A 22,609-nucleotide genomic window follows, 5' to 3' on the forward strand; every position below is an offset into this window, starting at 1 on the left:
CGCACGCGGATCCTGCCGTGATCCTGCGGTCGATCTTCAACGGATATTCTGCGTCCACGCAGGCGGAGCCAGAACGCCTGGAGCAGAAGCAACACCCGATGTGCCGGGCCGCACCGCGCGCGGCAGGAGATGGAGTCCCGATGGACGTGCAGCACTTCGAGCGGATCACCGCATTCATCGAGGCGCGGCTCACCCCGCTGTTCGACGAGGCCACCGGCAGCGAGCGCGGTTTCGCGATGGACGACACCTCCCGTGCGCTGCGCGCCCTGCGCAACGCGGTGCTGGAGGCCTCGGCGGTCAAGGGGCTCGTCGAGAAGCGGGCGGAGGCCGAGCCGGCGCTGCGCCGGGTCATCGACCAGTCGGTGGAGCACCACTGGGACGTACTGCGCGGCATCGCCCGCCAGTGGGAGGACCACGCCGACTTCCGGCGCGAGTTCAAGCGCCACGCGTGGGAGCTCGACGGGGCCCTGGCCGCTCCGGCCGCCACGGAGGGATGAGCCCCGCCGGGTGCCGCCCCCGCCGGCCGCGTCCGCGGGCCGGGGCGGCGCCCGGCGCAGGTCCGCGCCCGGAGTGACAATGGGTGTGTGGACCCGCTGCCGAGCCGGCAGGAGACGACGATGAACGGCTCGGTCCCTATCGGACGTGTTGTCGGGGTGCCGCTGCGCATGCACTGGAGCGTGCCGCTGCTGGTGGTGCTGTTCGCGTACGGGCTCGGCCGCCAGACCCTCCCCGTGTGGACTCCGGGGCGCTCGAACGCCGTCTACACCCTCGCCAGTGTCGTGGGCGCACTGCTGCTCATGGGCAGTCTGCTGCTGCACGAGACGGCGCACGCCGCGGCGGCCCGCAGGAGGAAGATCTCCGTCGAGGACGTCACCCTGTGGGCGCTGGGCGGGATGACCAGGATGGGCCGGCCGCAGACCGCCGCGGCGGCCTTCGTGGTGGCGGTGAGCGGCCCGCTCACCAGCCTGGTGCTCGGCGGCGCCGCACTCGGCGCGGGGATCGGGCTGCACGCCCTGCTCGGCTGGGCGGTGCCCGCGGCCGTCCTGGTGTGGCTCGGCTGGACGAACCTGTTCCTCGCCGTCTTCAACCTGCTGCCGGCCGCGCCGCTCGACGGCGGGCGGGTGCTGCAGGCGCTGCTGTGGTGGCGTACGGGCGACCGGGATCGGGCGGATCGGGCGGCCTCGCGCAGCGGGCAGGTCATGGGCGTGCTGCTGACGGCCGTGGGCTGGATCTCCTTCGTGCGCGGGTCGTCGGGCGGGCTGTGGCTCGTCTTCCTCGGGCTCTTCATCGCGTTCGTCGCGGGCGCCGAACGCCAGCACGCCGTGCTGCGTACGGGGCTGCGGGGCGTGCGCGTGGCCGATGCCATGTCCAGCCCGGTGGCGACCGGTGCCGACTGGCTGAGCGTGCGGCAGTTCATCGAGGAGGTGGCCGTGGAATCCCGGCATTCCGCACTGCCGCTGCTCGATTTCGACGGCCGCCCCAGCGGGGTGGTGCACGTACGCGCGCTGGCCCGGATCCAGGATGCGCAGCGGGACGCACTGCGCGTACGCGACGTGGCGACGCCTCTGGCGCAGTGTGCGGTCGCCGCCCCGGACGAGCTGCTGGCCGAGGCCCTGGACGAGCTGCGGCCGGGGACCGGGCTGCCGGTCCTGGCGGTGGACGGTGGCCGGCTGGTGGGGATCGTCACCGCGAAGGACATCACCCGGCTCGTGCAGCGGCAGACGCTGCGCGGGGGCCGGGAGCCCGAGTGAGGCGATGGGCGCCGGGGCGGCGGCTGCGGCGCGCCGGCTCCGAGGGCGGCTTCGGGTGAGCGGCGCGACAATGGGGGTGCGATGACGTACATAGCCGTGAGCGCGTTGAGCCATGCCGGGCTGGTACGGGACCACAACGAGGACAGCCTCGTCGTCGGGCCGTGGACGCTGTGCGCCGGTGTGACGCGCAATCCGCAGACGCTCGTCTTCCCGACCGGTTCGCCGCTCGTCGTCGCGGTCGCCGACGGGATCGGCGGGCAGCCGGCCGGCGAGGTGGCGAGCGCGCTGGTGGCCCGCCAACTCGCGATGCTCGGGCCCTCCTTGGACAGCGAGGGAGCCGTCCGCGAGGCGCTCGTCCTGTGCAACCAGGCGGTGTACGCGGCCGCCGACAGCGATCCGCAACTGGCCACGATGGGCACCACGGTCGCGGGCGCCGTCGTACTGGAGGACTCGCTGATCTCCTTCAACGTCGGCGACAGCAGGGTGTTCGACGCCACGGCGGAGGAGCTCCGGCAGGTGAGCGTGGACGACAATCCGCCGCTGGAACCGGGGCAGCGCACCACGTCCCTGCTGACCCAGGCGCTCGGCGGCGCCCGCCGGCGCAGCGCGATCACGCCCCACGTCTCGACGGAGCCGCTGTCCGCCGGAGCCCGCTACCTGGTGTGCTCGGACGGGCTGACGGACCCGGTGCCGCCCGAGGAGCTCGACGAGCTGCTGCGGGTGCACGACGACGGCAAGGCCGCTTTCGAGCTGTGGAAGGCGGCCATCGACGCTGGCGGCCCCGACAACATCACGCTCGCGCTGGTCAGGATCGGCGTATAGCGCCGCCTACCGCGGGCGGCGGGGCTTGCCGCCCTTGCCGCCCTTGGCTCCGCCCTTCGCACCGCCGGAGCCGCCGGAAGCGCCGCGCGGGTTCTTGCCGCCCGACTTCCCGGCCGTGGGCTTGCGCCCCGCGCCGGCCGCTTCGGGGCGCTTGCGCTGCTTCGGCTGCGGCGGGGTCGGGGCACGTCCGCGGGTGCTGTTGACGGTCCGGCCGCGCACGATCCCGATGAACTCCTCGACCAACTCGGTGGGGTCGCCGTCCGGGAACGACAGCGCGACCCGGGACTCGGGGGCGTCCGTGACCGTCCGGTACGTGAGGTCCTTGCGGTGGTGCAGCCGCGCGAGGGACTGCGGGACGATCAGGACGCCGATCCCGGCCGCCACCAGCTCGATCGCGTCGGCCGTGGTGGCGGGGCGTTCGAGCGCGGGCCGCCCGGGCAGGCCCTCCCAGTCCAGGGTGTCGTCGAGGGGGTGCAGGACGATCTCGTCGGCGAGGTCCCCGGTGGACACCTCCTCCACGGCGGCCACGATGTGGTCCTTCGGGACCACGACGACCGTGGTCTCGGTGTAGAGGGGGATCGCGGCCAGGCCCGTCCGGTCGATCGGCAGCCGCACGAACCCGGCGTCGGCGCCGCTGCCCCGCAGCACGTCGGGGGCTTCGGCGGCGGACACCTGGAGGAGGGTCAGCGGGGTGTCGGGCAGGCGCTCGTTCCAGATCCGCACCCACTTGCTGGGCGTCACTCCCGGGACGTACGCGAGCCGGAACGAAGGAGATGCTGAAGGAGATGATTCCGAGCCTGTCACCCGGCCAGGTTACCGGCCGTGGTCAGAAGTAGCGCACACGCTCGATACTCTTGACCCCATGACGTCGCACAAGACCACCCAGACCATGAAGCCCGCCACCGCGGCGAAGAAGCTGGGTGTGTACCTCGAAGCCACCCCCGCTGAGTTCCAGGAAGGTGTCGTGACCCGCAGCGAGCTGAACGCGCTGCAGGCCGAGCCGCCCCAGTGGCTGCAGGATCTGCGACTGGGCGGCCCGCACCCCCGGCCCGTGGTCGCGGCCAAGCTCGGCGTCTCGATCGCCGGTCTCGCGCGCGGCGGGGTCACCGAGGCCCTCACCACGGAGCAGATCGACGCGCTGAAGCAGGAGAACCCGGAGTGGCTCCAGAAGGAGCGCGCCACCCAGGCCGAGGTCCGCAAGGAAGCGGTCCGCATCAAGGAGAAGCACGCGGAGCGCGCCGAGCGGATCCAGCAGTCCGGCTCCTGACCGGCGTGCGCCGCGGGCGCCCCCGACGCCCCGAAACACCCCAACCCGGGCCGATCAGGTAAAGATCACCGGAATGCGGACGGCGCGTCGCGGGCAGAGCTGCGGGGTGATCTCGCAACTCCTGTCCAAGTTCCGGCGCCCCGGCGCACTCGTCTTCTCGGCCGACTTCGACTCGACGTCCCGGTGGGTCGCCGGGCGGTCCTGGGCCTATCCCGACGGCGGCCCGGTCAATCCGGGCGACAGCAAACTCGATCATCTGACCGACGATCCCGCCTACAGCCGCACCGGGACCTTCCGCGCCACCCGGCGGCCGGACGGCAACTGGGACACCGGTCTACTGACCACCGAGGGCAGCGACGAGGGGTTCCTGCTGCGCGCGGAGGACGTGCTGGAAGCCCGGGTCAGACTGCCGGAGGCGGTCGGCGCCTGGCCCGCGATCTGGACCTGGCGGGACGGCGGCCAGGAGGTCGACGTCTTCGAGTACCACCCCGACAACCCGGACCTGCTGGAACTCTCCAACCATGTGCGGGGCGGCGGATCGTTCTACTTCCGCGACGCCGCCGTACGGCCCGGCGCCTGGGTCGACCTCAAGGTCAAGTTCGGTGCGAACTCGGTCGTCTGGTGGGTCAACGGCACGCGCGCGTTCGCCGACCGCAGCGGGGTGGGCCGGCGCTGGCGGGCGTACGTCATCGTGAACCTGTCGGTGAGCGCGGGCCGCTACCACCCGGCCCCCGACCCGGACGTCTCCGAGATGTCCTACGAGGTCTCGGAGCTCCGCGTGTACCGCTCCTAACCGTGCCCCACCGCCGCCGCCAGGCGCTCTTCCAGCCGTCGGAAGTTGCGCTCGCCGACGGCGCGCCAGATCACCCGGGGCGGCAGCGGCAGATGCGCCATGATCAGGATCTGCTCCCCCGGGTCCGTGTCCTTGAGGATCATCCCGAGGACGGTGAGTAGTTTTCTCTTGGGCACGGCGGCGCTGGCCGCGTCGCCGATCTCGTCCCACTCCGCCTGCGACACCACGCCCGGGACGAACGGCAGCGCCTCGCCCTCCTCCTGGTCGAAGTGTTCCTCGACGGCCTGCGACACCCGCTCGAACAGGGTGGCCAGCTCCTCTCCCCGGGCGCTCGCCCCGCCGGCCGTCCACGGCCCGAGCAGGGCGTCCGCCCGTCCGAGGTGGGCCGCCAGGTCGGCGTGCTGGCCCCGCATCCGCTTCCACAACTCGTCGTGCCCGGGCGCGCGTTCGGCGAGCTTGGGCCACAGCAGCCGGTCCTCGCCCTCGTGGTGGCGGCGCAGGGTGTCCAGCAGCAGCGCCAGCCGGTCGGCGACCAGCCTGACCTGCGCGCGGCTCCCGTGGCGCACCCCGCGCACCCGGCCCGCCGCCTCCCGGAACTCGCGCCGGAACATCCGGTGGACCACCACCATGTCGTGCGTGGTGATCGGCTTTCCCTGGTTCTCCCTCGACGTCGACATCGCCCGTGCCCCCCGTCCTGGTGGGTGTACCGGGTCCCAGCGTGCGGGGCGGCCTGCCGTCTCCACCAGGGGCGCACGGCGGCGCTCCAGCGCCCCCGGGGGAGCCTGGTCTACGCCAGGGTGCGGACCCTCTGGTCGCGGAGGTCGTAGCGGGCGGCGACGACGGCCAGCTTGCCGGTGGCTATGCGGCGGGCGACGTCGGGTTCGGCGGCGAGCCGGCCGCGGGTGCGCCGGGCGTGCGCGTCGATGGTGGCGTCGATACGGGCGTCGCCGTGCTGGCCGTGGTCGATGGACGGCCGGATCTGGTCGGCGAGGTACTGGATGTGCGCGGGCAGCCTCTCGCCGGTCTCGTCGGCGTGGACGGCGGCGCCGACCGCCCCGCAGGACTGGTGGCCGAGGACGAGCACCAGCGGGATCTCCAGTTCCAGGACCCCGTACGCGATGCTGCCGAGCACGGCTTCGTCGAGCACCTCGCCCGCGGAGCGCACCGTCAGGAGGTCACCGAGCCCCTGGTCGAAGACGAGCTCCGGCGGGACGCGGGAGTCGACGCAGCCGAGGACGATCGCGAAGGGGTGCTGGGCCCGGGTGAGTTGGACCCGTACGGACGGCGACTCGTGCGGGTGCTCCTGGCGGTACGTGCGCCAGCGCCGGTTCCCGGCGGCCAGCCGGCGCAGGGCCTCCTCCGGGGAGACGGGCCGCCCGGCGGCCTCCGGCGCGGCGGATGCAGGACCGGGAGCCGGAGCGGCGGAGGCGGGGAAGGCGGAACCGAGGGTGAGGACGGACCCCACGGCCGCCGAGCCCGCCACCGCGGCGCGGAGCAGGCCGCGACGGCTGGGCGAAGGGACGTCGGCTGTCTGCGTGTTCGAATACATCGCGGGACCGTAACCCGGGGTCCGGGCCGCCCGGCCGGACGGGGGAAGGAATGGCGGGATGCCCGCCCGGATCCGGCCGAAACGAACCGCGCCGAGATGCACGTCTCATCCTGTGGACGAACGGGCCCCGACGGGGGCACCGCCCGCCCGGCGGCGACAATGGGCGCCATGCGTATTCGAGCAGTGCACATCGATGAACTGCCCCTCCTCCAGGCCATCGAGAGGGCGGCCGGGGAGTGCTTCCGCGGCATCGGCATGCCGGAGATCGCCGACGACGAACCGCTGCCGCTCGACGAACTCGCCCGCTACCAGCGGGCCGGACTGGCCTGGGTCGCGGTCACGGAGGCCGATGCTCCGCTGGCCTACCTCATCGCCGACCGCATCGACGGGAACCTCCACATCGAGCAGGTCTCCGTGCATCCGGACGGGGCGCGCCGCCGTATCGGCCGGTCGCTGCTGGAACATCTGGCGGCCCGGGCGGCAGCCGACTCCATACCGGCACTGACCCTCACCACGTTCGAGGACGTTCCGTGGAACGCCCCGTACTACGCCCGCTGCGGCTTCGAACGCGTCGCCGAGGGCGAGCTCAGCCCCGGCCTGAAGGACATCCGCGACCGCGAAGCGGAACACGGCCTGGACCGCTGGCCGCGGATCTGCATGCGCCGGGTCCTGTGACGCGCGGGACGGGGGTGGAGGTCCGCGGGTGCGCGGACCTCCTCACCCCGTCGCCCCTTGCGTCCCGGACGGCGCGGTCAGACGCGGCCGTCCTTGCCGTCGAGGCGGGTGCGGCCGAACTGTTCGTCCAGGACCGACAGCCGGCGCCAGTACTCGTCCTCGTCGATCTCGCCGGTGGCGAACCGGCGGCCCAGGATCGCGATCGGCGAGTTCTCGCCGTACGAGCCCCGGGTCGCGGCCCACGGTCCGCGCGGGCCGCGGCCACCGCGCCACACCGTACGGCGCAGGACCGTGACGACGCCGAAGACGACGGCCGCCCAGATCAGCGGGACGAACAGGATCCACGGGCCGGGCCCGTCGTACGCCAGGGTGTTCATCTCGGTTCAGCTCCTCGGAAGGGGTTGTCGTGTCACTTCCGAGACTCGCTCCGGGAGGGGGCCCCGGTCGTCGTACGGCCGGCGGCAGTGCGCATACGACCGCGGGAGTAGCCCACCGCGGGAGTGGCTTCAGCCCAGCCAGCCGGGCCGGACCAGCCCCGACTCGTACGCCAGCACCACCAGCTGGGCGCGGTCCCGGGCGCCGAGCTTGATCATGGTCCGGCTGACGTGCGTCTTCGCGGTCAGCGGGCTCACCACCAGTCGGCGGGCGATCTCCTCGTTGGACAGGCCCAGCCCCACCAGGGCCATCACCTCGCGCTCCCGCTCGGTCAGCCGGTCCAGCTCCCCCGCCGCCTCGGGAGCCTTCGACCGGGCCGCGAACTCCGCGATCAGCCGGCGCGTCACCCCGGGTGAGAGCAGCGCGTCGCCCGCCACCACGGCCCGTACGGCACGCAGGAGTTCCTCCGGTTCCGTGTCCTTGACCAGGAAGCCGGACGCACCGGAGCGGATCGCCTCGAAGACGTACTCGTCGAGCTCGAAGGTGGTCAGCATGACCACCCTCACCGCGGAAAGCCCCGGGTCCCCCGTGATCGTTCGGGTGGCCGCCAGCCCGTCGAGCACCGGCATCCGGATGTCCATCAGGGCCACGTCCGGGCGCAGTTCGCGTGCCAGCCGCACGGCCTCGGCCCCGTCGGCGGCCTCGCCCGCCACCTCGATGTCCGGCTGCGCGTCGAGCAGCGCGCGGAAGCCGGCCCGTACCAGTGCCTGGTCGTCGGCGAGCAGTACGCGGATCACTCCTGGTCCTCCCTCGATGCCGGGTTCCCCGGCGATCCCGTGTCCTCCAGCGAGAGCCGGGCCAGCACCCGGAAGCCGCCGTCCGCCCGGGGTCCGGCCTCGATGCTGCCGCCCTGCGCGGCGGCCCGCTCGCGCATCCCGATCAGGCCGGTGCCGCTGCCGCCGGCGTCGCCGCCGGTGGCGGGCCCGTCGTCGTCCACCCGCAGTTCCAGCGCGCCGGGCGGCCGGGTGATGCGGATCCTGGCGCTCCGGGAGCCCGAGTGGCGCACCACGTTGGTGAGCGCCTCCTGCAGGATCCGGAACGCGGCGAGATCCGTGCCCGGCGACAGCCCCCGCCCCGCGGCCTCCCCCTCCACGGAGACGGTGAGCCCGGCCGCGGCCGCCTGGTCGACCAGTTCGGAGAGCCGGTCGAGTCCGGGGGCGGGCGTGCGGGGGGCCTCGCCGGGGGCGCGCAGGGTGTTCAGGACCTGCCGGACCTCGCCGAGGGCCTCCTTGCTGGCCGCCTTGATGGTGGTGAGCGCCGTACGGGCCTGCTCGGGGTCCGTGTCGAGCAGCGCCAGGCCCACGCCGGCCTGCACGTTGATCACGGAGATGCTGTGGGCCAGTACGTCGTGCAGCTCGCGGGCGATCCGCAGCCGCTCCTCGTCCACCCGGCGCCGTTCGGCGGCCTTCCGCTCGGCCCGGTCCCGGGCCCACTGCTCCCGTCGTACGCGGACCACCTCGGAGGCGGCGAGTACGGCGATCGCCCAGGCGGTGACACCGCCCTCGGTCCCCCACGGCGCCGGGCCGTCGCCGGGCGGGGGCAGCCAGCGGTACAGCCAGTGCCCGATGAGCAGATGGCCGGCCCACAGGGCTCCCACCGCGCCCCAGGCGGCGTAGCGGTGTCCGGCGACGACGGCGGCGAAGCAGGCCAGGGCGACGCTGATGAAGACGGGGCCGTACGGGTATCCGCCGGCGAGGTAGGCCAGCGTGACCGCGCAGACGCCGTAGAGGACGGGCACCGGATACCGGTGCCGCAGGACCAGCAGGGCCGGCCCGAGGAGCAGCAGGAGCCGTCCGAGCGCGCCGACCGGCTCCCGGTCGGGCTGGAGGTGGTGGACCCATCCGGTGGCCGCCTGCGCGAACACGGCCACGAGGAGCGAGGACCGCCAGGGCAGCCGCCCGGCGCCCGCGCGCTCCGCCCAGTACACCCGCCGCCGCTCCGCCATGCGGCCACGCTAGACCGCCGCGACCGCCGTCGTCGTCCGCCGGGCGGGCCGATCGGGCGTACTCCCGCGGGAGTACGTGCGCCTCGTGCGGCCGGGCCCGGCGCCGATCCCGCTACCTCGCGCGCAGGGCGTCCACGGCGATGCGGGCGGTGGTGCCGATCACCGCGTCGGCCGCGGGGAGGGTGGCCGCGGGGTTGGCGGCCCGGGTGAAGACGGCGACGGCGTAGCGGCCGCCGTCGGGGTACTCGATGACGCCGACCTCGTTGCGTACGGTCGGCAGGCTGCCGGTCTTCCCGGCCACGTGGACGTCGTCGAAGGGGAATCCGGCGGCCATCCGGTGCGGCCACACCTGGAGTCCGAGCAGCCGTCGGATCGCGGCGCCGTGTTCGGGGATGCAGGCCTCGTCGCGCCAGACGGCGCCGAGCAGCCGGGTCATGTCGCGGGGCGTGCTGCGGTTGCTGCGGGCCGGGTCGAGGGCGCGGAGCCGGGCGAGGACGTGCGGATCGGCGAGGGCCCGGGCGCCTGCGGGCCCCGCGTCCTCCCGGACCGTGGCGAAGAGCGAGCGGAAGGTGTGGACGGCGAGGGTACGGGTGAGGCCGAGCCGGGCGGTGGCCTCGTTGACGCCGTCGATGCCTATGCGCGCGAGGAGCAGGTCCGCGGCGGCGTTGTCGCTGACGGCCGTCATCAGGTACGCGGCGTCGCGCAGGGACATGCGCACGGGATCCAGCATCGCGGCCAGCCCGGTGGGGCCGGCGGTGCGGTCGCCCGGCGGGCACTCGACCTGTTCGCCGAGGTCCACCCGGCCGGCCGCGGCGTGCTGGTGGAGGGCGACGAGCAGGCAGAGCTTGTGCACGCTGGCGGTGACGACCTGCTGGTCCGCGCCGGCGTCGATCTCCGTACCGGAATCGATGTCGACGGCGTGCAGCCGGCCGGTGACGCCGGCTTCGGCGAAGGCTGCGCGAATACGGTGGAGGGTGTGGTTCACAGCCAGTACTCCGCTGCCGGGCGCAGGTGGAGCGGCCGTGCGGGTACGTCGGCGGTCACCGCCGCAGTGTTCCACAGGGCGCGCGTGGTCGCTTCGGTGAAGGCGCCGACGGCGGCGTCGCCGCGGCCCTGCGGCCAGGCGACGCTGTGGCGCCAGGCCAGCGGGGAGCCGGCGAGGGGCCGCCAGACGATGTCGTCGTGCGGGCCTTCGGCGTCGGCCGACCCGGTGTCGCGCGGGGCGAAGGCCACGGCGTTCGCGGAGAGGACGAGACCGCGGACGAAGCTGGGGCCGCGGCCCTGCCGGACGGCGGCGGGGGTGTAGCCGCCCCGGGCGCAGGTGTTGAGTACGTCGTCGTGCAGGGCGGGGGCCTCGGCGCGCGGGAAGAGGACCAGGCCGTATCCGGTGAGGGCGGCGAGGGGTACCTCGTCCAGCCCGGCGGCCGGGGCCTCGCGGGGCAGCAGCACGCCGAGTTCGCGGCGCAGGACCGGTCCGAGCTCCAGCCCGGCGAGGTCGCAGGGGTGCCGGACGAGCCCGACGTCCAGTTCGCGGGAGGCGAAGCGGGCCAGCTGCTCGGCGGTGGACAGCTCGTGCAGCTCCAGCTCCACGCCGGGGTGGTGCTGCCGGAAGGCGGCCAGGATCGCGGCGATGGCCTCGCCGGCGAGGTCGGGCGGCAGCGCGGCGCGCAGGAGTCCGCTCTCGCCGTCGCGGATGCGGCGGGCGGTGGCGGCGAGGGCGTCGGCACGGGCGAGCAGCAAGCGGGCCTCCTCCAGCAGCACCGTGCCGGCCGCGGTGATCGTCACCTGGCGGCTGGTGCGTTCGAAGAGCCGTACGCCGAGCTCGCGCTCCAGGCGCTGGATGCGTTGGGACAGGGGTGGTTGGGCCATGCCGAGCAGCTCGGCGGCACGGCCGAAATGTCTTTCTTCTGCAACAGCCACGAAGCACTGCAGATGCCGGATCAGATCCACGACCGGCAACGATATCGGAGATTGATCGATCCGAGATCAATATGGATCTTGGACGGAGACCGGGCGGCGGTGCTCTGCTCACGGCATGCCCTCGAACTCCTCGCACTTCTCCACCTCATTGCCCGCCCCCCATCGCCCCCATCGCCCGCGGCGCGCCGCGCGCGCCGCCGCCCTGGCCCTCGGCCTCGCGCTGGCCGCCGCGCTCACCGGCTGCGCGGCGGACTCGCGGCCGCCCGCCGCGGCCGGGCCGACCGTGAGCATGAACGTGTCCGCCTCCGCCTCCGCCGTCGACAGCCGGGAGCGGCTGACCGTCGACGGCGGCACCCGTGAGTACCTGCTGCACCGCCCCGCCGCGGGCGGCAGCGGACCCCGGCCGCTCCTCATCGCCTTCCACGGGCGCGGCGCCGACGCCGAGCACCTGCGGAAACAGAGCGGCCTGGACCGGGCCGCCGAGGCCCGCGGCATGCTCCTCGTCTACCCCGAGGCCCTGGGCAAGGCCTGGGGCGCCGGCGCCGCACCCAACAGCCGGCGGCCGGATCCGGACGCCGATGTCCGGTTCACCGAGGCCCTGATCGCCGAGATGGTGCGCACCGGCCGGGCCGACCCGCACCGGGTCTACGTCGCCGGGTTCTCCAACGGCGGCTCCATGGCCCTGCGGATGGCCGCGCAGCGTCCGGACCTGGTCGCGGGCGCGGCCTCGGTGTCCGGTGAACTGCCCACCGGAGCCGCCGCCGTGAAGCCCACCGGGCCGGTCCCCGTGCTGATCGTCTACGGGGCCGAGGACCCCGTACGGCCCTTGGCCGGCCTGCCCGATCCCGGGCCGGCCGCTCCCGGGGAGGAACCCATCACTGCGACCATGTCCGCCCGGGAGAGCGCCGAGGCATTCGCCACCGCAGCCGGGGCGGGCGGTCCGGCCGAGGAGGGCAAGCCCGGCTACGACTCCGTCACCTGGCAGCCCGGCCCCGCGGGGGCAGCCGTACGGCTGCTCGTCATGCACGGCGCGGGCCACACCTGGCCCGGCTCGGCCACCCCGCCGCCCGCGGGCTTCGGCTCCGTCAGCACCGCACTGGATGCGACCGGCACCCTGCTCGACTTCCTTTCCGCGCAGAAGCGTTGACGGCAGGCTTCGCCTGAGAGCACGCCCATGGCGGCGTACACCACACTCCGAAACACGAGTGTGGTGTACGCCGCCATGGGCGCGGCTGCCCGCCCTCCCTACTGTTCAGCCATGACGAGCCAACTTCCCTTCCTGCGGGAGCGCGTCGCGCTGGTGACCGGCGGCGGCAGCGGAATCGGCCGGGCCTGTGCGATCGCCCTGGCCGAGGCGGGCGCCACCGTGCACGTGGTCGACATCGGCGAGGAGTCGGCCCGGAGCGTCGCCGCGCTCGTCGGCGGGCAGGCGCACGCGGTCGACCTCGCCGACCCCGCCGCGATCGAGGGGCTGCCCGCTGCGGTGGACGTCCTGGTCAACAGCGCCGGCCTGCAACACGTCGCCCCCATCACGGACTTCCCGGCCGAGCGGTTCGCCCGGATCCAGCAGGTGATGGTCACCGCGCCGTTCCTGCTGCTGCGCCACGTGCTGCCGCACATGTACGCGGCCGGCTGGGGCCGGGTGGTCAACATCTCCAGCGTCCACGGGCTGCGCGCCAGCGCCTACAAGTCCGCCTATGTGGCCGCCAAGCACGGCCTGGAGGGGCTCAGCAAGGTCACCGCGCTCGAGAGCGCCCCGTACGGCGTGACCAGCAACTGCATCAGCCCCGGGTACGTACGCACGCCCCTGGTCGAGGCCCAGATCGAGCAGCAGGCCGCCGCGCACGGCATCGGCCCCGGCGACGTGCTGTCCGAGGTGCTGCTCACCCGGTCCTCGATCAAGCGCCTGATCGAGCCCGAGGAGGTCGCGGCGGCCGCGGTGTGGCTGTGCGGGCCCCATGCCGGGTACCTCACCGGATCCTCCATCCCCCTCGACGGGGGGTGGACCGCCACCTGAAGCGGGACGGCCACCAAAAATTAACTACCGATCAGTAGACACGGGAGGGCGAGCATGCGGATTCTGGCCCCGTACATGTCATTTCAGCCAATGAAGCCAATGAGGAGCGCCCCCACATGCGCAGCACCCGCGCCCGCATCCGCACGCTCGGAACCGCCACCGGCACGGCCGCGGCCACCGCCGTCCTGATGCTGGCCCCTGTCGCCTCCGCCCAGGCCGCCCCGGTTCCCACCCCGGCTCCGGCCGCCGCCCCGACCGCCTCCGCGCCCGGCGGCAACGCGCTCATCCGCGGTATCGACTACGGCACGTGGAAGCGCGATGTCGCCGCCGTCATGGCCACGGCCCGCCCGTACGTCGAGCAGCGCATCGCCCAGTCGCCCGCCGGCGAGAAGCCCGCGATCGTCCTCGACATCGACAACTCTTCGCTGGAGACGGACTTCCACTGGTTCTGGACGTTCCCGACCCCGGCGATCTCCGAGGTCCGCGACCTGACCCGGTACGCGAACGAGCGCGGTGTCGCCATCATCTTCGTCACCGCCCGACCGGGGATCATCCAGTCCCTCACCGAGCACAACCTCAAGGCGGTCGGCTACCCCGTCTCGGACCTGTACGTCCGGGACCTGCCGGACCTCTTCAGCGAGGTCAGCGCCTACAAGACGGCCAAGCGCGCCGAGATCGAGGCCCGCGGCTACACGATCATCGCCAACATCGGCAACAACAACAGCGATCTGGTCGGCGGCCACGCGGAGCGCACCTTCAAGCTGCCGGACTACGACGGCAAGCTCTCCTAGCCGTTTTCGGCCCCGCCGCCCGGGGTCCCCGCCGCCAGCCGCCCGCATGCCGAGGCGGCCGGCGGCGGCGCGCCGAAGAAGCGGGACCTCTCCTGATTCCGGTGACCTCGTGGGCGGGTCGGCGTGCACCTTCAGGCGGCCACTTGTCGGTCCGTCCGGTTCGTCACCCCTTCGCCCCGGCTCCGTCCCCGGGATCCGCCGCAAGACACGCACACGCATGCTCGCGAAGGAGAGTCACGTGACAACCGATTCCGCTGCCACGGCCGTACGCGCCACCGTGTACGGATACCCCCGCCAGGGGCCGAACCTGGAACTGAAGAAGGCCGTCGAGGGCTGCTGGAACGGCCGCGTCGGCGCCTAAGCGCTCCGGGAGACCGCCCGCGCACTGCGCCGGAGCGCCTGGCAGCAGTTGGCCGATGCCGGTATCCACGAGGTCCCGACCGGCGACTTCTCGTACTACGAGCACGTACTGGACACCAGTCTCATGGTCGGCGCCGTCCCCGCCCGCCACCGCGCCGCCGCGCCCGTACCGCGGCGATCGGCGAAGCCGATGCCCGCCGTCCCCAGCCGTACGCCGAACGTGCCGCCGCCCAGCGCGCCCTCCTGGGCCTGCCGCTGCTGCCGACCACGACCATCGGCTCCTTCCCGCAGACCGCCGAACTGCGCACCGCCCGCGCCGACCTGCGCCCGGGCCGGATCGGCACGGCCGGTTACGAGGAGCGCATCGAGGACGAGATCCGCGAGGTCATCGCCTTCCAGGAGAAGGCCGGCCTGGACGTCCTCGTGCACGGCGAGCCCGAACGAAACGACATGGTCCAGTACTTCGCCGAGCAGCTCACCGGGTACCTGGCCACCCGGCACGGCTGGGTCCAGTCGTACGGCACCCGCTACGTCCGCCCGCCCCTCCTGGCCGGGGACATCTCCCGTCCCGATCCGATGACCGTGCGCTGGACGACGTACGCCCCGGCGCAGACGGCCCGGCCGGTCAGGGGCATACTGACCGGCCCGGTCACCATGCTCGCGTGGTCCTTCGTACGGGACGACCAACCGCTCGGGGACACGGCACGGCAGGTGGCGCTCGCCCTGCGCGACGAGGTCGAGGACCTGGAGGCCGCGGGCACTTCGGTGATCCAGGTGGACGAGCCCGCACTGCGGGAGACGCTGCCGCTGCGCGCCGCCGACCGTGCCGAGTACCTGGCGTGGGCCACCGAGGCCTTCCGGCTCACCGTCTCCGGGGTGCGGCCGGACACGCAGATCCACGCGCCGCGCATCCCGTCCGCCGAGGAGGCGGCCGCGCTGCTGCGCAGGGGGCTCGAGGCCATTGCGGCCGAGCGGCTGTGGGTCAACCCCGACTGCGGTCTGAAGACCCGCGGCTGGCCCGAGACCCGTGCCTCCCTGGCGAACCTGGTGGCGGCGGCCCGCGAAGTCCGAGGTGAACTCCCCGCCTCCTGAGCGGTCCTGACTGCCCGTACGATGCGTCTGCTCCGGCCCGTCCCGCGGGCCGGAGCCATACGTTCCGCCGTGCCCGCTGCGGGGCTCAGGTCCACCGCTTCAGGGGCGGATCCCGTCGCAGGTGACCTGGAGGTGGCGCGGGCCGCGCAGGACCGCGTTCTGCCGGTAGGGCGGCGGGTCCTCGAGCAGGCGCGGGTTCTCCAGGCGGCGGGCCAGCTCGGTCAGCGCGAGTTGCGCCTCGAGGCGGGCCAGCGGGGCGCCGAAACAGCTGTGGATGCCGCTGCCGAGGCCCAGGTGCTGGATGTCCTTGCGGTACGGGTCGAAGCGGTCCGGGTTCTCGAAGCGGCCCGGATCCCGGTTGCCGGAAGCGAGGATCAACCACATCGAGGAGCCCTTGGGGATGGTGACCCCGCGGACCTCGATGTCGACGAGCGGGGTGCGCTGCGGCAGCAGTTGCACCGGCGGCTCGAACCGCAGCAGCTCCTCCACCATCGGCACCGCGAGTCCGGGCGTCTCGCGCAGCTGCTGCAGGACGTCCGGGTTGCGCAGCAGAGTGAGCATCCCGTTGGTGATCAGGTTGACGGTGGTCTCGTGGCCCGCGATCAGCAGCAGGGCGGCGGTACTGAGCAGCTCCATCGTGCTCATCGACTCGTCCTGGCCGTGCCCGACGGCCAGTTGCGAGAGCATGTCGTCGCCGGGGTTCTTGCGGCGCTCCTCGATCAGCCCGGCCAGGTACATGCCCAGTTCCATCCGGGCGTCGTGGGTGGTCTTGTCGCGCTCCGTCGGGTCGGCGCCCGGGTCGGGGTCCAGGCTCGCGGCCAGGGTGTCGGCCCAGACGTGGAACCGCGGCTCGTCCTCGCGCGGCACACCGAGCAACCGGCAGATCATCGTGACGGGGAACGGGTAGGCGAACTGGTCGACCAGGTCGATCCTGGCGGGGTCGCCGAGGTTGTCGATGAGACCGGTGACGATGCCCTTGAGGTCGTCGCGCATCCCGTCGATGCGGCGGGGGGAGTGCGGAGGCCCGAAGGGCCGGTTGGTCATCCGGCGCAGCCGGTCGTGCTCCGGGGGGTCCAGCTTCAGGAAGCTCGGCGGCAGGGCAGCGGCCCCCTCCTCCTCGCCCTCGGCCAGCGGATCCCCCGCCGTCGCGGCCAGGTTGCGGGCCTCCGAGCTGAGCCGCGGGTCGTGCAGCAGGCTCTGGATGTCGTGGTAGGTGCTGATGACGTACGGGCCGTCCCCGTCGTGGAACACCGGGGTCTTGCGCAGTTCCGCGTACAGCGGGTACGGGTTCGCGCGGTTGGAGTAGTCGAGGATGTCGCTCAGGATGCCTTGCTTCATGCCGGGTCCTCCGGAGGGCGGGCGGGTCAGTGCCCGGCGGGGGTGAACGTCATCCGCCGGTCGGCCGGCGAATATCCGCTGAGGGTGATGGTCGGTCCGTGCGTGGGCACGGAGGGGTCGGGGAAGTCCGCGGGGAGGGGCTTTTGTCCTTCGGGGCGCCGGTCGACCGTGGGGAACGGCGGCGGGAACGGGGCCGTGGCCTCGATCTGCTGCTCGTAGAACTGCAGCCAGCGCGAGTTGTCGAAGGTGACCGCCCCGATGACGCGGCCCTGGTAGCCGTAGACGCCGGTGAAGCGGCGCTCGGCGCGCGAGCCCTGGGCGATCAGGATCTCGGTCCCCATCGAGGGCACGCCGACCGACTTGATGTTCACCCCGAACTGGGTGGACCAGAAGGCCGGCACCCAGATGTGGGGGCGGCGCTCGGTGCTCTCGCTGAGCATGTTGTGGGCCGCGGTCTCGGCCTGGGAGACGGCGTTGCCCCAGTGCTCCAGCGACAGGAACTGGTAGCCGAACAGCGGGTGCGGGGAGCGGGCGACGTCGCCCGCCACGAAGATGTCGTCGGTGACGATGCCGCGGATGTCGAAGGCCCGGCAGCCCGCGTCGCAGGCGATGCCGCGCGGGCCGGCGCCGAGCCCGGAGCCGATCAGCCACTCGGTGTTGCGCTGGGCGCCGAGCGAGACGACCACGACGTCGCACTCCAGGGAGGTGCCGTCGGAGAAGTGCGCGGCGCGGACCCGTCCGGTGGTGTCGCCTTCGAGGCCGGTGACCATGACGCCGGTGCGCAGGTCGACGCCGTTCTCCCGCTGCATTTCGGCGGCGACCGCGCCGATGACCCCGCCCAGGGCGCCGACGAGGGGCGCGTCGCCGCGTTCGGCGACGGTGACCTCGAGTCCGCGTTCGCGGCAGGCGGAGGCGATCTCGGAGCCGGTGAACCCGGCGCCGATGACCAGGACCCGGCGGGGGCCGGCGTCGAGCCGCCGGGCCAGGGCGGCGCCGTCGTCGCGGGTCCGCAGGACGAACACGCCGTCGAGCTCCGCCTCGGCCGGGTTGGGCCAGGGCCGGGCGCGTACGCCGGTGGCGATCAGCAGCCGGTCGTAGGACACCTCTTCGCCGTCGGCCAGCTTGACCCGCTTGGCCGCCATGTCCAGGCCACTGGCCGGTACGCCGAGGCGCCACTCGGCGTCGAGCTCGCGGCGGCGGGGCAGCGCGGTGCGCTCGGCAGCGCCCTTGCCGAGCAGGGCCTGCTTCGACAGCGGCGGGCGGTCGTAGGGCTCGTACGGCTCGTCGCCGATCATGGTCAGGGAGCCCTTGAAGCCCTTGTCGCGCAGGGTCTCGGCGCCGCGCAGACCGGCGAGCGAGGCTCCGACGACGACGATCCGGCCGTCCGCCTTGAGGCGGTCCAGAGCTGCGTCAGCCATCGGATGCCTCCCCGCTGCCGGCGCCGGGGGCGCCGGGCGCGGCCGCGGCCATGTCCAGTTCGTCCACGAGGATGGCCTGGACGGGACAGGCGGCGACCGCCTGGGCCACCCGCTCGCGGTGGGCGTCCTGGGCCTGCGGGTCGTAGAGCAGGCCCTCGTCTCCGTGCATCGCGAAGACGTCGGGTGCGAGGAAGGCGCACTGCGCGTATCCCTGGCACCGGTTGAGATCGACGACAAGCCTCAGCAAGGTCCAGTCCTTTCGTTGACCCCTCCGACTCCCCGGCCAGCGTGCGGCGCGCGGAGCGGGAGGGCCCGTCCGGCGGGGCCATCGGGGTGACGGCCGGACAGGTGTCACGAGGTGCGGCGGCGCGCGGCGCGCAGGATGTACAGGCTCAGGAGCAGGGCCCAGGCCGGGAAGACGAGCTCGGACCAGGGCAGGCTGGAGCCCACCACCAGCAGGAGCAGCCCCACCAGGGTCCCGATCATGACGAGCGGCCTGGGGAAGACCCCGAGCTTGCGTCCGATGCTCGAGGTCGCGAGGACGAAGACGGCGGCCATCCGCATCCCGTACGTCGTGAGCAGCGTGTACGCGAAATGGCGGCCGAAGCCGGTGGGGTCTTCGGCGTCGAGCACGGTCCCGGCGGCCGCGACGGCGCAGAAGAGGCACGCGACGAAAACCAGCCCGCTGCCCAGGAAGACGGTGGCGATGAACCGGTCCTCGGCGTCCCCGGTGTGCTCGCGCAGCGCGCCCATGAACCACAGGAAGGCGATGCCGGCGAACGGGACGAGCTCCAGCGCCCAGCGCAGCTCTCCCTCCCTGCCCGGGGAGACCGCGACCTGGTCGCCGCCTGCGCCTTCGGGCAGTGCCATCCGTGCGAGCACCATCGCCGCCGCGAGCAGGACGGCGAAGACGACCCCGGCCAGGCCCGCGGCCTTGGGGGTGCTCAGGTTCTTGTCCCGGGCCGTCCCGGGTGCTCCCTGTGTCATGGCTCCAGCAAGCCGCCCGCCGGGTCCGCGTGCCAGCGGGACGGCGCGGTCGGGTGACGGAGCGGTACGGGCCTCGAGGATCCGGGGCGGGGGCCGGGCGGGTGTGCGCCGGCCCGCGCCCCGGATCCCGGACGGCCGGCTACGTGGCCGTGATCAGGATGCTGCCCGGCTCGCCCGCTCCCTCCTCCTGCTGCGGCGCCGTCCGGGGTCCGCCCGGGCCGGTGCCGGCCACGATGAGCGCGAGCAGGACGGCGGCGGCCTCGCTCTGCAGGATCCGGGCGGCCTGCACCAGGCGGTGCGGGTCCGGGGCCGGAATGGACAGGGCCAGGCATTCCGCGTGGGGGCCCGAGGTGATCGGAACGGCCGCGCAGACAGTGCCCAGGGCGTACTCCTGCAGGTCCAGCAGGGGGGTGCCCGGCCGGCGGGTGTCGAGCTGCCGGAAGAGGTCCTCCTGACGGGTGAGGGTGTGGGCGGTGAACCGCTCCGCCCGGTGCCGGGACAGGTGGTCCTTGCGGCCGTCGGGGCCCAGCTGGGCCAGCAGGGCCTTGCCGACGGCCGAGGCGTGGGCGGCGGCCCGGAAGTCGACCCATTCCTCCACGAGCGGTGTCGCCGGACCGTCGGCGTACTGGGTGATGCACACCTCGCCGTCTGTGTAGCGGGCCACGTAGACGGCGGCGCCGACCGCGTCCCGCACCCAGGCGAGGGTCTCCTGCAGGTGTCCGCTCCCGTCACCGGACGCCGCCTCGGTCAGTAAGAGCGCGCGGCCCGCGATGTACGCGCCGGGGCCGGTCGGGACCGCCAGGTTCGCCCGTACCAGCTGCTCCATCACCCGCGCCAGCGCCAGCTGCGGCAACCCCGTCTCACGGGCGACCTGCGCGAGGCTCACGCCCCCCGAATAGCGGTTGACGATCTCCAGGACGCGCAGCGCCCGGTGGACGGTCTCCATCGCGACCGGGGCCGGCCGCGCTTCGGCGCAGCTGCGGCCGGCCCGGGCCGGCTGCGGCTGCGGCTGCCTGAGGGCCTCGAGTGCCCAGGCGTTCGCGTTCGCCTCGTCCGTCAGGTGCAGAAGGTTCAGCCGTGCGTGCCGGGCCACCGCCACCGCCACCTGCGGGCCGAGGAGGAACACCTCGCCCAGATCGGGGTCGTCGCTCCAGCTCTGGGCGGTCACGGCCCGGTGCAACCGGGCGGGGATCCGGTAGGGGGGCCGCCCGCCGTGGCCGCGCAGCGCCGAGAGGGTGGTGAGGTCCTGGGTGGTGATCGGCGGCGAGGTCCAGATGACCGAGGCGCCGAGGGCCTCCTCCAGGTTCTCCGGGATCTCGGGCAGGTGGGGCAGGCCCTCGTCCGGCGGCAGCGCCCCGGCGAGCGCCTTCCAGTGCCGGGCGGTGGCCACCTCGGCGCGTGCGAGGTGGTGGAGGTGGAGCAGGCGGGCCGCGGTCTGCGAGCCGGCTCCTGCCGCGTACTGGAACCAGAACTGCGCGCCCTCCATCCGGTCGGCCAGGTGCAGGAGGCAGCCGAACAGCAGCGCCGGTTCCGTACCGTGGGGCCAGGTTCCGGCGGCCAGGGCGAGTTCGGCGAAGGACCGGCTCTCCGCGAGGGACCAGGCCAGGTCGTCCAGCAGCCGCGCCGCCCGTACGTGGCAGGCCGCGTCCAGTACGAGGTCGTCCGCCGGGGTGGGCACCGGCGCGGGCAGGGGCGCGGGTCCGGCGAGGGAGGCCGGTGCCGGGAAGCCGCCCCGGCCGGCGGCGCCGGTCGCCGAGCGGGCCCGGTCCGCCGCGATCCTGCGGGCGATGCGCCGCCGGGCGGCGTCCTCGTCGTAGCCGGCGTACTCCTCCATCAGCACCTGCGCCTGCTCCAGTGCCGCCGCCAGCTCCTCCCCCAACACGGCGTCGCGGTCGGCCGTCATGTCGCTCACTGGCCCTTCTCCTGTCCGGGCGCCCAGTCCGCCCCGAGTTTCTGGGACAGGATTCGGCTTGCGCCTCGAATGTGCGAACGGACCGTCGCGGGGGAGATCCCCATCATCCGGCCGACGGCTCCGTTGTCGTACCCGAGCAGGAAGGCCAGCAGCACCACGTCGTAGTGCCGTTCGGGCAGGCACGCGATCGCCGCGTACAGGCCGAGCTTGGACTCCAGTAGTTCCATGCGCTGCCGGGAGGCGCGGCGCAGGGCGGCGAACCAGGCCGTTTCCACCATCGCGGCGGGCCGGCCCAGGACCGCCAGCCGGCGCTCGACGTGTTCCCGCAGCACCGCCCAGGCGAAGCTGTGCAGGCTCGCCTCCTTGAGCGCTTGGCGCCACACCTTCAGCAGGAAGGTGAACACGTCGTCGACGACGTCCTCGGCGTCCTCGCGGGAGCCCAGTTGCAGGTGTGCGTAGCGCAGGTAGGCGCGGTGGTGCTGGGAGTGGAACGCGCCGAACTCCACCGGCAGGACGCCGGCCAGCTCGCTGGAGACCGCCCGGTCCCCGGACGGGTCGAACTCGCCCTCACTCATGCGCTCCTCCAGGGATGCCGGTCGTCGCCGGTACGAGCGGTCGCGGCCCGGGTCCTCGCACCCGTGTGGCGTGGGTGTCTCATGACGGCATCGAAAGCGACGAGTATCAGCACGGGAGTGACGGTCTGGACAGGATTCACGTCGGCGGGAAGCCTTCCGGTGAAATGAACGGAACGGGCATGCCTGCCCCCCACATCCAGCAGCCGGCCGGACCGGCTGCTCCCCCAACACCACCCCATCGGAAAAGACGCCCGAATGTGCACGGCTGTCGACGGAAATCTTTCGGGAAATGGCGCATCTGCTCCGCTGCGCGCCCCCCTTGCCGCCGTGTACGCCCCTACCCCACTACTCCACCACCAGGTCGGCCCGGGTCCGGCCCGCGGCGATCAGCCGGGCGTTCGCCTCGTCCGAGCGCGTCACCCACTCCTCGGCGTGCGCCGGTGCCTTCCCGTGGCGGACGTGACGGTCGACCAGCCGCCGGACGCGTACGGCGTCTTCGGGTGCGAGGAACCAGACCTCGTCGAGGAGCGCCCGTACCGCCGCCCACTCCCCCGCCTCGTACAGCAGGTAGTTGCCCTCGGTGATCACCAGGCGCACCGCCGGGTCCACCGGGATGCTCCCCGCGACCGGCTCCTCGAGGGAGCGGTCGAAAGCCGGAGCGTAGACGGCGGTGTCCGCGGGTGTGCGCAGCCGGCCCAGCAGCGCCGCGTACCCGGCGGCGTCGAAGGTGTCCGGCGCCCCCTTGCGGTCGGCCCGGCCCAGCCGCTCCAGTTCGGCCTGGGCGAGGTGGAAGCCGTCCATCGGTACGACCACGGCCGGTTCGGGGCCCAGCGCCCGTGCGAGGCGGGCCGCCAGGGTCGACTTGCCGGCTCCGGGCGGCCCGGCGATGCCGAGGATCCGACGGGTGCCCGACGCCGCGAGCGCGCGGGCGCGCCGCTCCAGTTCGGTGAAATCCATCCGCC

Annotated in this window: 25 protein-coding genes and 2 pseudogenes; 12 read left to right on the forward strand and 15 right to left on the reverse strand. The window is 73.5% G+C overall.

Annotated elements, in window-relative coordinates:
* Positions 1 to 140: 140 nt before the first annotated feature.
* The 3 genes from OG299_RS04215 (at position 141) to OG299_RS04225 (ending at position 2,573) form a co-directional block, all read left to right on the forward strand.
* Entirely contained in the window at positions 141 to 497 is a 357-nt protein-coding gene (locus OG299_RS04215; RefSeq protein WP_266637783.1) for a hypothetical protein, read from the forward strand.
* A 120-nt stretch (positions 498 to 617) separates the two neighbouring features.
* The gene (locus OG299_RS04220) at positions 618 to 1,751 is read left to right on the forward strand and encodes a site-2 protease family protein (protein WP_266637815.1); all 1,134 of its coding nucleotides are present in this window, start codon (positions 618 to 620) and stop codon (positions 1,749 to 1,751) included.
* Between the two features lie 81 nt (positions 1,752 to 1,832).
* A complete protein-coding gene (locus tag OG299_RS04225; protein ID WP_266637785.1) occupies positions 1,833 to 2,573 on the forward strand; it encodes a PP2C family protein-serine/threonine phosphatase in 741 nt (246 codons plus the stop codon).
* A 6-nt stretch (positions 2,574 to 2,579) separates the two neighbouring features.
* Here the strand turns inward: OG299_RS04225 and OG299_RS04230 are convergent, their stop codons facing one another.
* Entirely contained in the window at positions 2,580 to 3,377 is a 798-nt protein-coding gene (locus OG299_RS04230) for a LysR family substrate-binding domain-containing protein (protein WP_327360526.1), read from the reverse strand.
* Positions 3,378 to 3,435: 58 nt separating this feature from the next.
* Between OG299_RS04230 and OG299_RS04235 the strand changes: the two genes are divergently transcribed.
* Positions 3,436 to 3,840, forward strand: a complete 405-nt coding sequence (locus tag OG299_RS04235) for a DUF5997 family protein (RefSeq protein ID WP_266637789.1) — start codon at positions 3,436 to 3,438, stop codon at positions 3,838 to 3,840.
* 73 nt (positions 3,841 to 3,913) lie between these two features.
* Complete coding sequence (locus OG299_RS04240) at positions 3,914 to 4,633, forward strand: LamG domain-containing protein (RefSeq protein ID WP_266637791.1); 720 nt, start codon at positions 3,914 to 3,916, stop codon at positions 4,631 to 4,633.
* On the opposite strand, the gene OG299_RS04245 is transcribed toward OG299_RS04240, so the two are convergent.
* A complete protein-coding gene (locus OG299_RS04245) occupies positions 4,630 to 5,310 on the reverse strand; it encodes a hemerythrin domain-containing protein (protein WP_327360527.1) in 681 nt (226 codons plus the stop codon). The two genes, OG299_RS04240 and OG299_RS04245, sit on opposite strands and share 4 nt — an antisense overlap.
* Positions 5,311 to 5,420: 110 nt before the next feature.
* Positions 5,421 to 6,182 (reverse strand): carbonic anhydrase, encoded by a 762-nt coding sequence (locus tag OG299_RS04250; protein WP_327360528.1) that lies wholly within the window; start codon positions 6,180 to 6,182, stop codon positions 5,421 to 5,423.
* 168 nt (positions 6,183 to 6,350) lie between these two features.
* Here OG299_RS04250 and OG299_RS04255 point away from each other — a divergent pair, with 168 nt between their 5' ends.
* A complete protein-coding gene (locus OG299_RS04255) occupies positions 6,351 to 6,857 on the forward strand; it encodes a GNAT family N-acetyltransferase (protein ID WP_327360529.1) in 507 nt (168 codons plus the stop codon).
* 77 nt (positions 6,858 to 6,934) lie between these two features.
* Here OG299_RS04255 and OG299_RS04260 read toward each other — a convergent pair whose 3' ends face one another.
* The 5 genes from OG299_RS04260 to OG299_RS04280 all read right to left on the reverse strand — a co-directional run bounded on the left by OG299_RS04260 (position 6,935) and on the right by OG299_RS04280 (position 11,187).
* On the reverse strand, positions 6,935 to 7,234 hold the full coding sequence (locus OG299_RS04260) for an SHOCT domain-containing protein (RefSeq protein WP_327360530.1): 300 nt from the start codon (positions 7,232 to 7,234) through the stop codon (positions 6,935 to 6,937).
* Between the two features lie 129 nt (positions 7,235 to 7,363).
* A complete protein-coding gene (locus OG299_RS04265; RefSeq protein ID WP_266637801.1) occupies positions 7,364 to 8,029 on the reverse strand; it encodes a response regulator in 666 nt (221 codons plus the stop codon).
* Positions 8,026 to 9,237 (reverse strand): sensor histidine kinase, encoded by a 1,212-nt coding sequence (locus OG299_RS04270; RefSeq protein WP_266637803.1) that lies wholly within the window; start codon positions 9,235 to 9,237, stop codon positions 8,026 to 8,028. Before OG299_RS04270 ends, OG299_RS04265 begins: the two co-directional genes overlap by 4 nt.
* A gap of 112 nt (positions 9,238 to 9,349) precedes the next feature.
* Complete coding sequence (locus OG299_RS04275; RefSeq protein WP_266637805.1) at positions 9,350 to 10,222, reverse strand: serine hydrolase; 873 nt, start codon at positions 10,220 to 10,222, stop codon at positions 9,350 to 9,352.
* Positions 10,219 to 11,187: a LysR family transcriptional regulator gene (locus OG299_RS04280; protein WP_266637807.1), complete on the reverse strand. Its 969-nt coding sequence runs from the start codon at positions 11,185 to 11,187 to the stop codon at positions 10,219 to 10,221. The genes OG299_RS04275 and OG299_RS04280 overlap by 4 nt, the downstream gene beginning before the upstream one ends.
* A gap of 85 nt (positions 11,188 to 11,272) precedes the next feature.
* Here OG299_RS04280 and OG299_RS04285 point away from each other — a divergent pair, with 85 nt between their 5' ends.
* The 6 genes and pseudogenes from OG299_RS04285 to OG299_RS04300 all read left to right on the forward strand — a co-directional run.
* Entirely contained in the window at positions 11,273 to 12,304 is a 1,032-nt protein-coding gene (locus OG299_RS04285) for a CE1 family esterase (protein ID WP_266637809.1), read from the forward strand.
* Between the two features lie 111 nt (positions 12,305 to 12,415).
* Positions 12,416 to 13,174 (forward strand): 3-hydroxybutyrate dehydrogenase, encoded by a 759-nt coding sequence (locus tag OG299_RS04290; protein ID WP_327360531.1) that lies wholly within the window; start codon positions 12,416 to 12,418, stop codon positions 13,172 to 13,174.
* 116 nt (positions 13,175 to 13,290) lie between these two features.
* Positions 13,291 to 13,965 (forward strand): HAD family acid phosphatase, encoded by a 675-nt coding sequence (locus OG299_RS04295; RefSeq protein WP_327360532.1) that lies wholly within the window; start codon positions 13,291 to 13,293, stop codon positions 13,963 to 13,965.
* Between the two features lie 238 nt (positions 13,966 to 14,203).
* Positions 14,204 to 14,326, forward strand: coding sequence for a hypothetical protein (locus tag OG299_RS42665; protein ID WP_442817613.1), 123 nt, complete (start codon positions 14,204 to 14,206; stop codon positions 14,324 to 14,326).
* Between the two features lie 48 nt (positions 14,327 to 14,374).
* Positions 14,375 to 14,422: pseudogene (locus tag OG299_RS42670) on the forward strand (hypothetical protein); the annotation flags it as partial.
* A gap of 53 nt (positions 14,423 to 14,475) precedes the next feature.
* Positions 14,476 to 15,417: pseudogene (locus OG299_RS04300) on the forward strand (5-methyltetrahydropteroyltriglutamate--homocysteine S-methyltransferase); the annotation flags it as partial.
* Between the two features lie 99 nt (positions 15,418 to 15,516).
* Here the strand turns inward: OG299_RS04300 and OG299_RS04305 are convergent.
* The 7 genes from OG299_RS04305 to OG299_RS04335 form a co-directional block, all read right to left on the reverse strand.
* Entirely contained in the window at positions 15,517 to 16,755 is a 1,239-nt protein-coding gene (locus tag OG299_RS04305; protein WP_327360533.1) for a cytochrome P450, read from the reverse strand.
* 26 nt (positions 16,756 to 16,781) lie between these two features.
* Positions 16,782 to 18,173, reverse strand: a complete 1,392-nt coding sequence (locus OG299_RS04310; RefSeq protein WP_327360534.1) for an NAD(P)/FAD-dependent oxidoreductase — start codon at positions 18,171 to 18,173, stop codon at positions 16,782 to 16,784.
* Entirely contained in the window at positions 18,166 to 18,417 is a 252-nt protein-coding gene (locus OG299_RS04315; RefSeq protein ID WP_266637887.1) for a ferredoxin, read from the reverse strand. Before OG299_RS04315 ends, OG299_RS04310 begins: the two co-directional genes overlap by 8 nt.
* A 107-nt stretch (positions 18,418 to 18,524) precedes the next feature.
* Entirely contained in the window at positions 18,525 to 19,160 is a 636-nt protein-coding gene (locus tag OG299_RS04320; RefSeq protein WP_266637879.1) for a hypothetical protein, read from the reverse strand.
* A 139-nt stretch (positions 19,161 to 19,299) separates the two neighbouring features.
* Positions 19,300 to 20,106: an IclR family transcriptional regulator gene (locus OG299_RS04325; protein WP_266637885.1), complete on the reverse strand. Its 807-nt coding sequence runs from the start codon at positions 20,104 to 20,106 to the stop codon at positions 19,300 to 19,302.
* Between the two features lie 962 nt (positions 20,107 to 21,068).
* The gene (locus OG299_RS04330; protein WP_266637877.1) at positions 21,069 to 21,647 is read right to left on the reverse strand and encodes an RNA polymerase sigma factor; all 579 of its coding nucleotides are present in this window, start codon (positions 21,645 to 21,647) and stop codon (positions 21,069 to 21,071) included.
* 345 nt (positions 21,648 to 21,992) lie between these two features.
* Positions 21,993 to 22,604: a nucleoside/nucleotide kinase family protein gene (locus OG299_RS04335; protein WP_327360535.1), complete on the reverse strand. Its 612-nt coding sequence runs from the start codon at positions 22,602 to 22,604 to the stop codon at positions 21,993 to 21,995.
* Positions 22,605 to 22,609 lie beyond the last annotated feature (5 nt).

Source organism: Streptomyces sp. NBC_01296 (assembly GCF_035984415.1).
Classification (GTDB): Bacteria; Actinomycetota; Actinomycetes; order Streptomycetales; family Streptomycetaceae; genus Streptomyces.

Bases quoted from the DNA above. Each gene is read 5' to 3' on its own strand.
- OG299_RS04330 (WP_266637877.1), bottom strand. From the start codon at position 21,647: ATGAGTGAGGGCGAGTTCGACCCGTCCGGGGACCGGGCGGTCTCCAGC.
- OG299_RS04235 (WP_266637789.1), top strand. From the start codon at position 3,436: ATGACGTCGCACAAGACCACCCAGACCATGAAGCCCGCCACCGCGGCG.
- OG299_RS04320 (WP_266637879.1), bottom strand. From the start codon at position 19,160: ATGACACAGGGAGCACCCGGGACGGCCCGGGACAAGAACCTGAGCACC.
- OG299_RS04335 (WP_327360535.1), bottom strand. From the start codon at position 22,604: ATGGATTTCACCGAACTGGAGCGGCGCGCCCGCGCGCTCGCGGCGTCG.
- OG299_RS04215 (WP_266637783.1), top strand. From the start codon at position 141: ATGGACGTGCAGCACTTCGAGCGGATCACCGCATTCATCGAGGCGCGG.
- OG299_RS04225 (WP_266637785.1), top strand. From the start codon at position 1,833: ATGACGTACATAGCCGTGAGCGCGTTGAGCCATGCCGGGCTGGTACGG.
- OG299_RS04295 (WP_327360532.1), top strand. From the start codon at position 13,291: ATGCGCAGCACCCGCGCCCGCATCCGCACGCTCGGAACCGCCACCGGC.
- OG299_RS04240 (WP_266637791.1), top strand. From the start codon at position 3,914: ATGCGGACGGCGCGTCGCGGGCAGAGCTGCGGGGTGATCTCGCAACTC.
- OG299_RS04310 (WP_327360534.1), bottom strand. From the start codon at position 18,173: ATGGCTGACGCAGCTCTGGACCGCCTCAAGGCGGACGGCCGGATCGTC.
- OG299_RS04290 (WP_327360531.1), top strand. From the start codon at position 12,416: ATGACGAGCCAACTTCCCTTCCTGCGGGAGCGCGTCGCGCTGGTGACC.
- OG299_RS04325 (WP_266637885.1), bottom strand. From the start codon at position 20,106: ATGGAGACCGTCCACCGGGCGCTGCGCGTCCTGGAGATCGTCAACCGC.
- OG299_RS04220 (WP_266637815.1), top strand. From the start codon at position 618: ATGAACGGCTCGGTCCCTATCGGACGTGTTGTCGGGGTGCCGCTGCGC.
- OG299_RS04260 (WP_327360530.1), bottom strand. From the start codon at position 7,234: ATGAACACCCTGGCGTACGACGGGCCCGGCCCGTGGATCCTGTTCGTC.
- OG299_RS04270 (WP_266637803.1), bottom strand. From the start codon at position 9,237: ATGGCGGAGCGGCGGCGGGTGTACTGGGCGGAGCGCGCGGGCGCCGGG.
- OG299_RS04255 (WP_327360529.1), top strand. From the start codon at position 6,351: ATGCGTATTCGAGCAGTGCACATCGATGAACTGCCCCTCCTCCAGGCC.
- OG299_RS04285 (WP_266637809.1), top strand. From the start codon at position 11,273: ATGCCCTCGAACTCCTCGCACTTCTCCACCTCATTGCCCGCCCCCCAT.
- OG299_RS04305 (WP_327360533.1), bottom strand. From the start codon at position 16,755: ATGAAGCAAGGCATCCTGAGCGACATCCTCGACTACTCCAACCGCGCG.
- OG299_RS04250 (WP_327360528.1), bottom strand. From the start codon at position 6,182: ATGTATTCGAACACGCAGACAGCCGACGTCCCTTCGCCCAGCCGTCGC.
- OG299_RS04245 (WP_327360527.1), bottom strand. From the start codon at position 5,310: ATGTCGACGTCGAGGGAGAACCAGGGAAAGCCGATCACCACGCACGAC.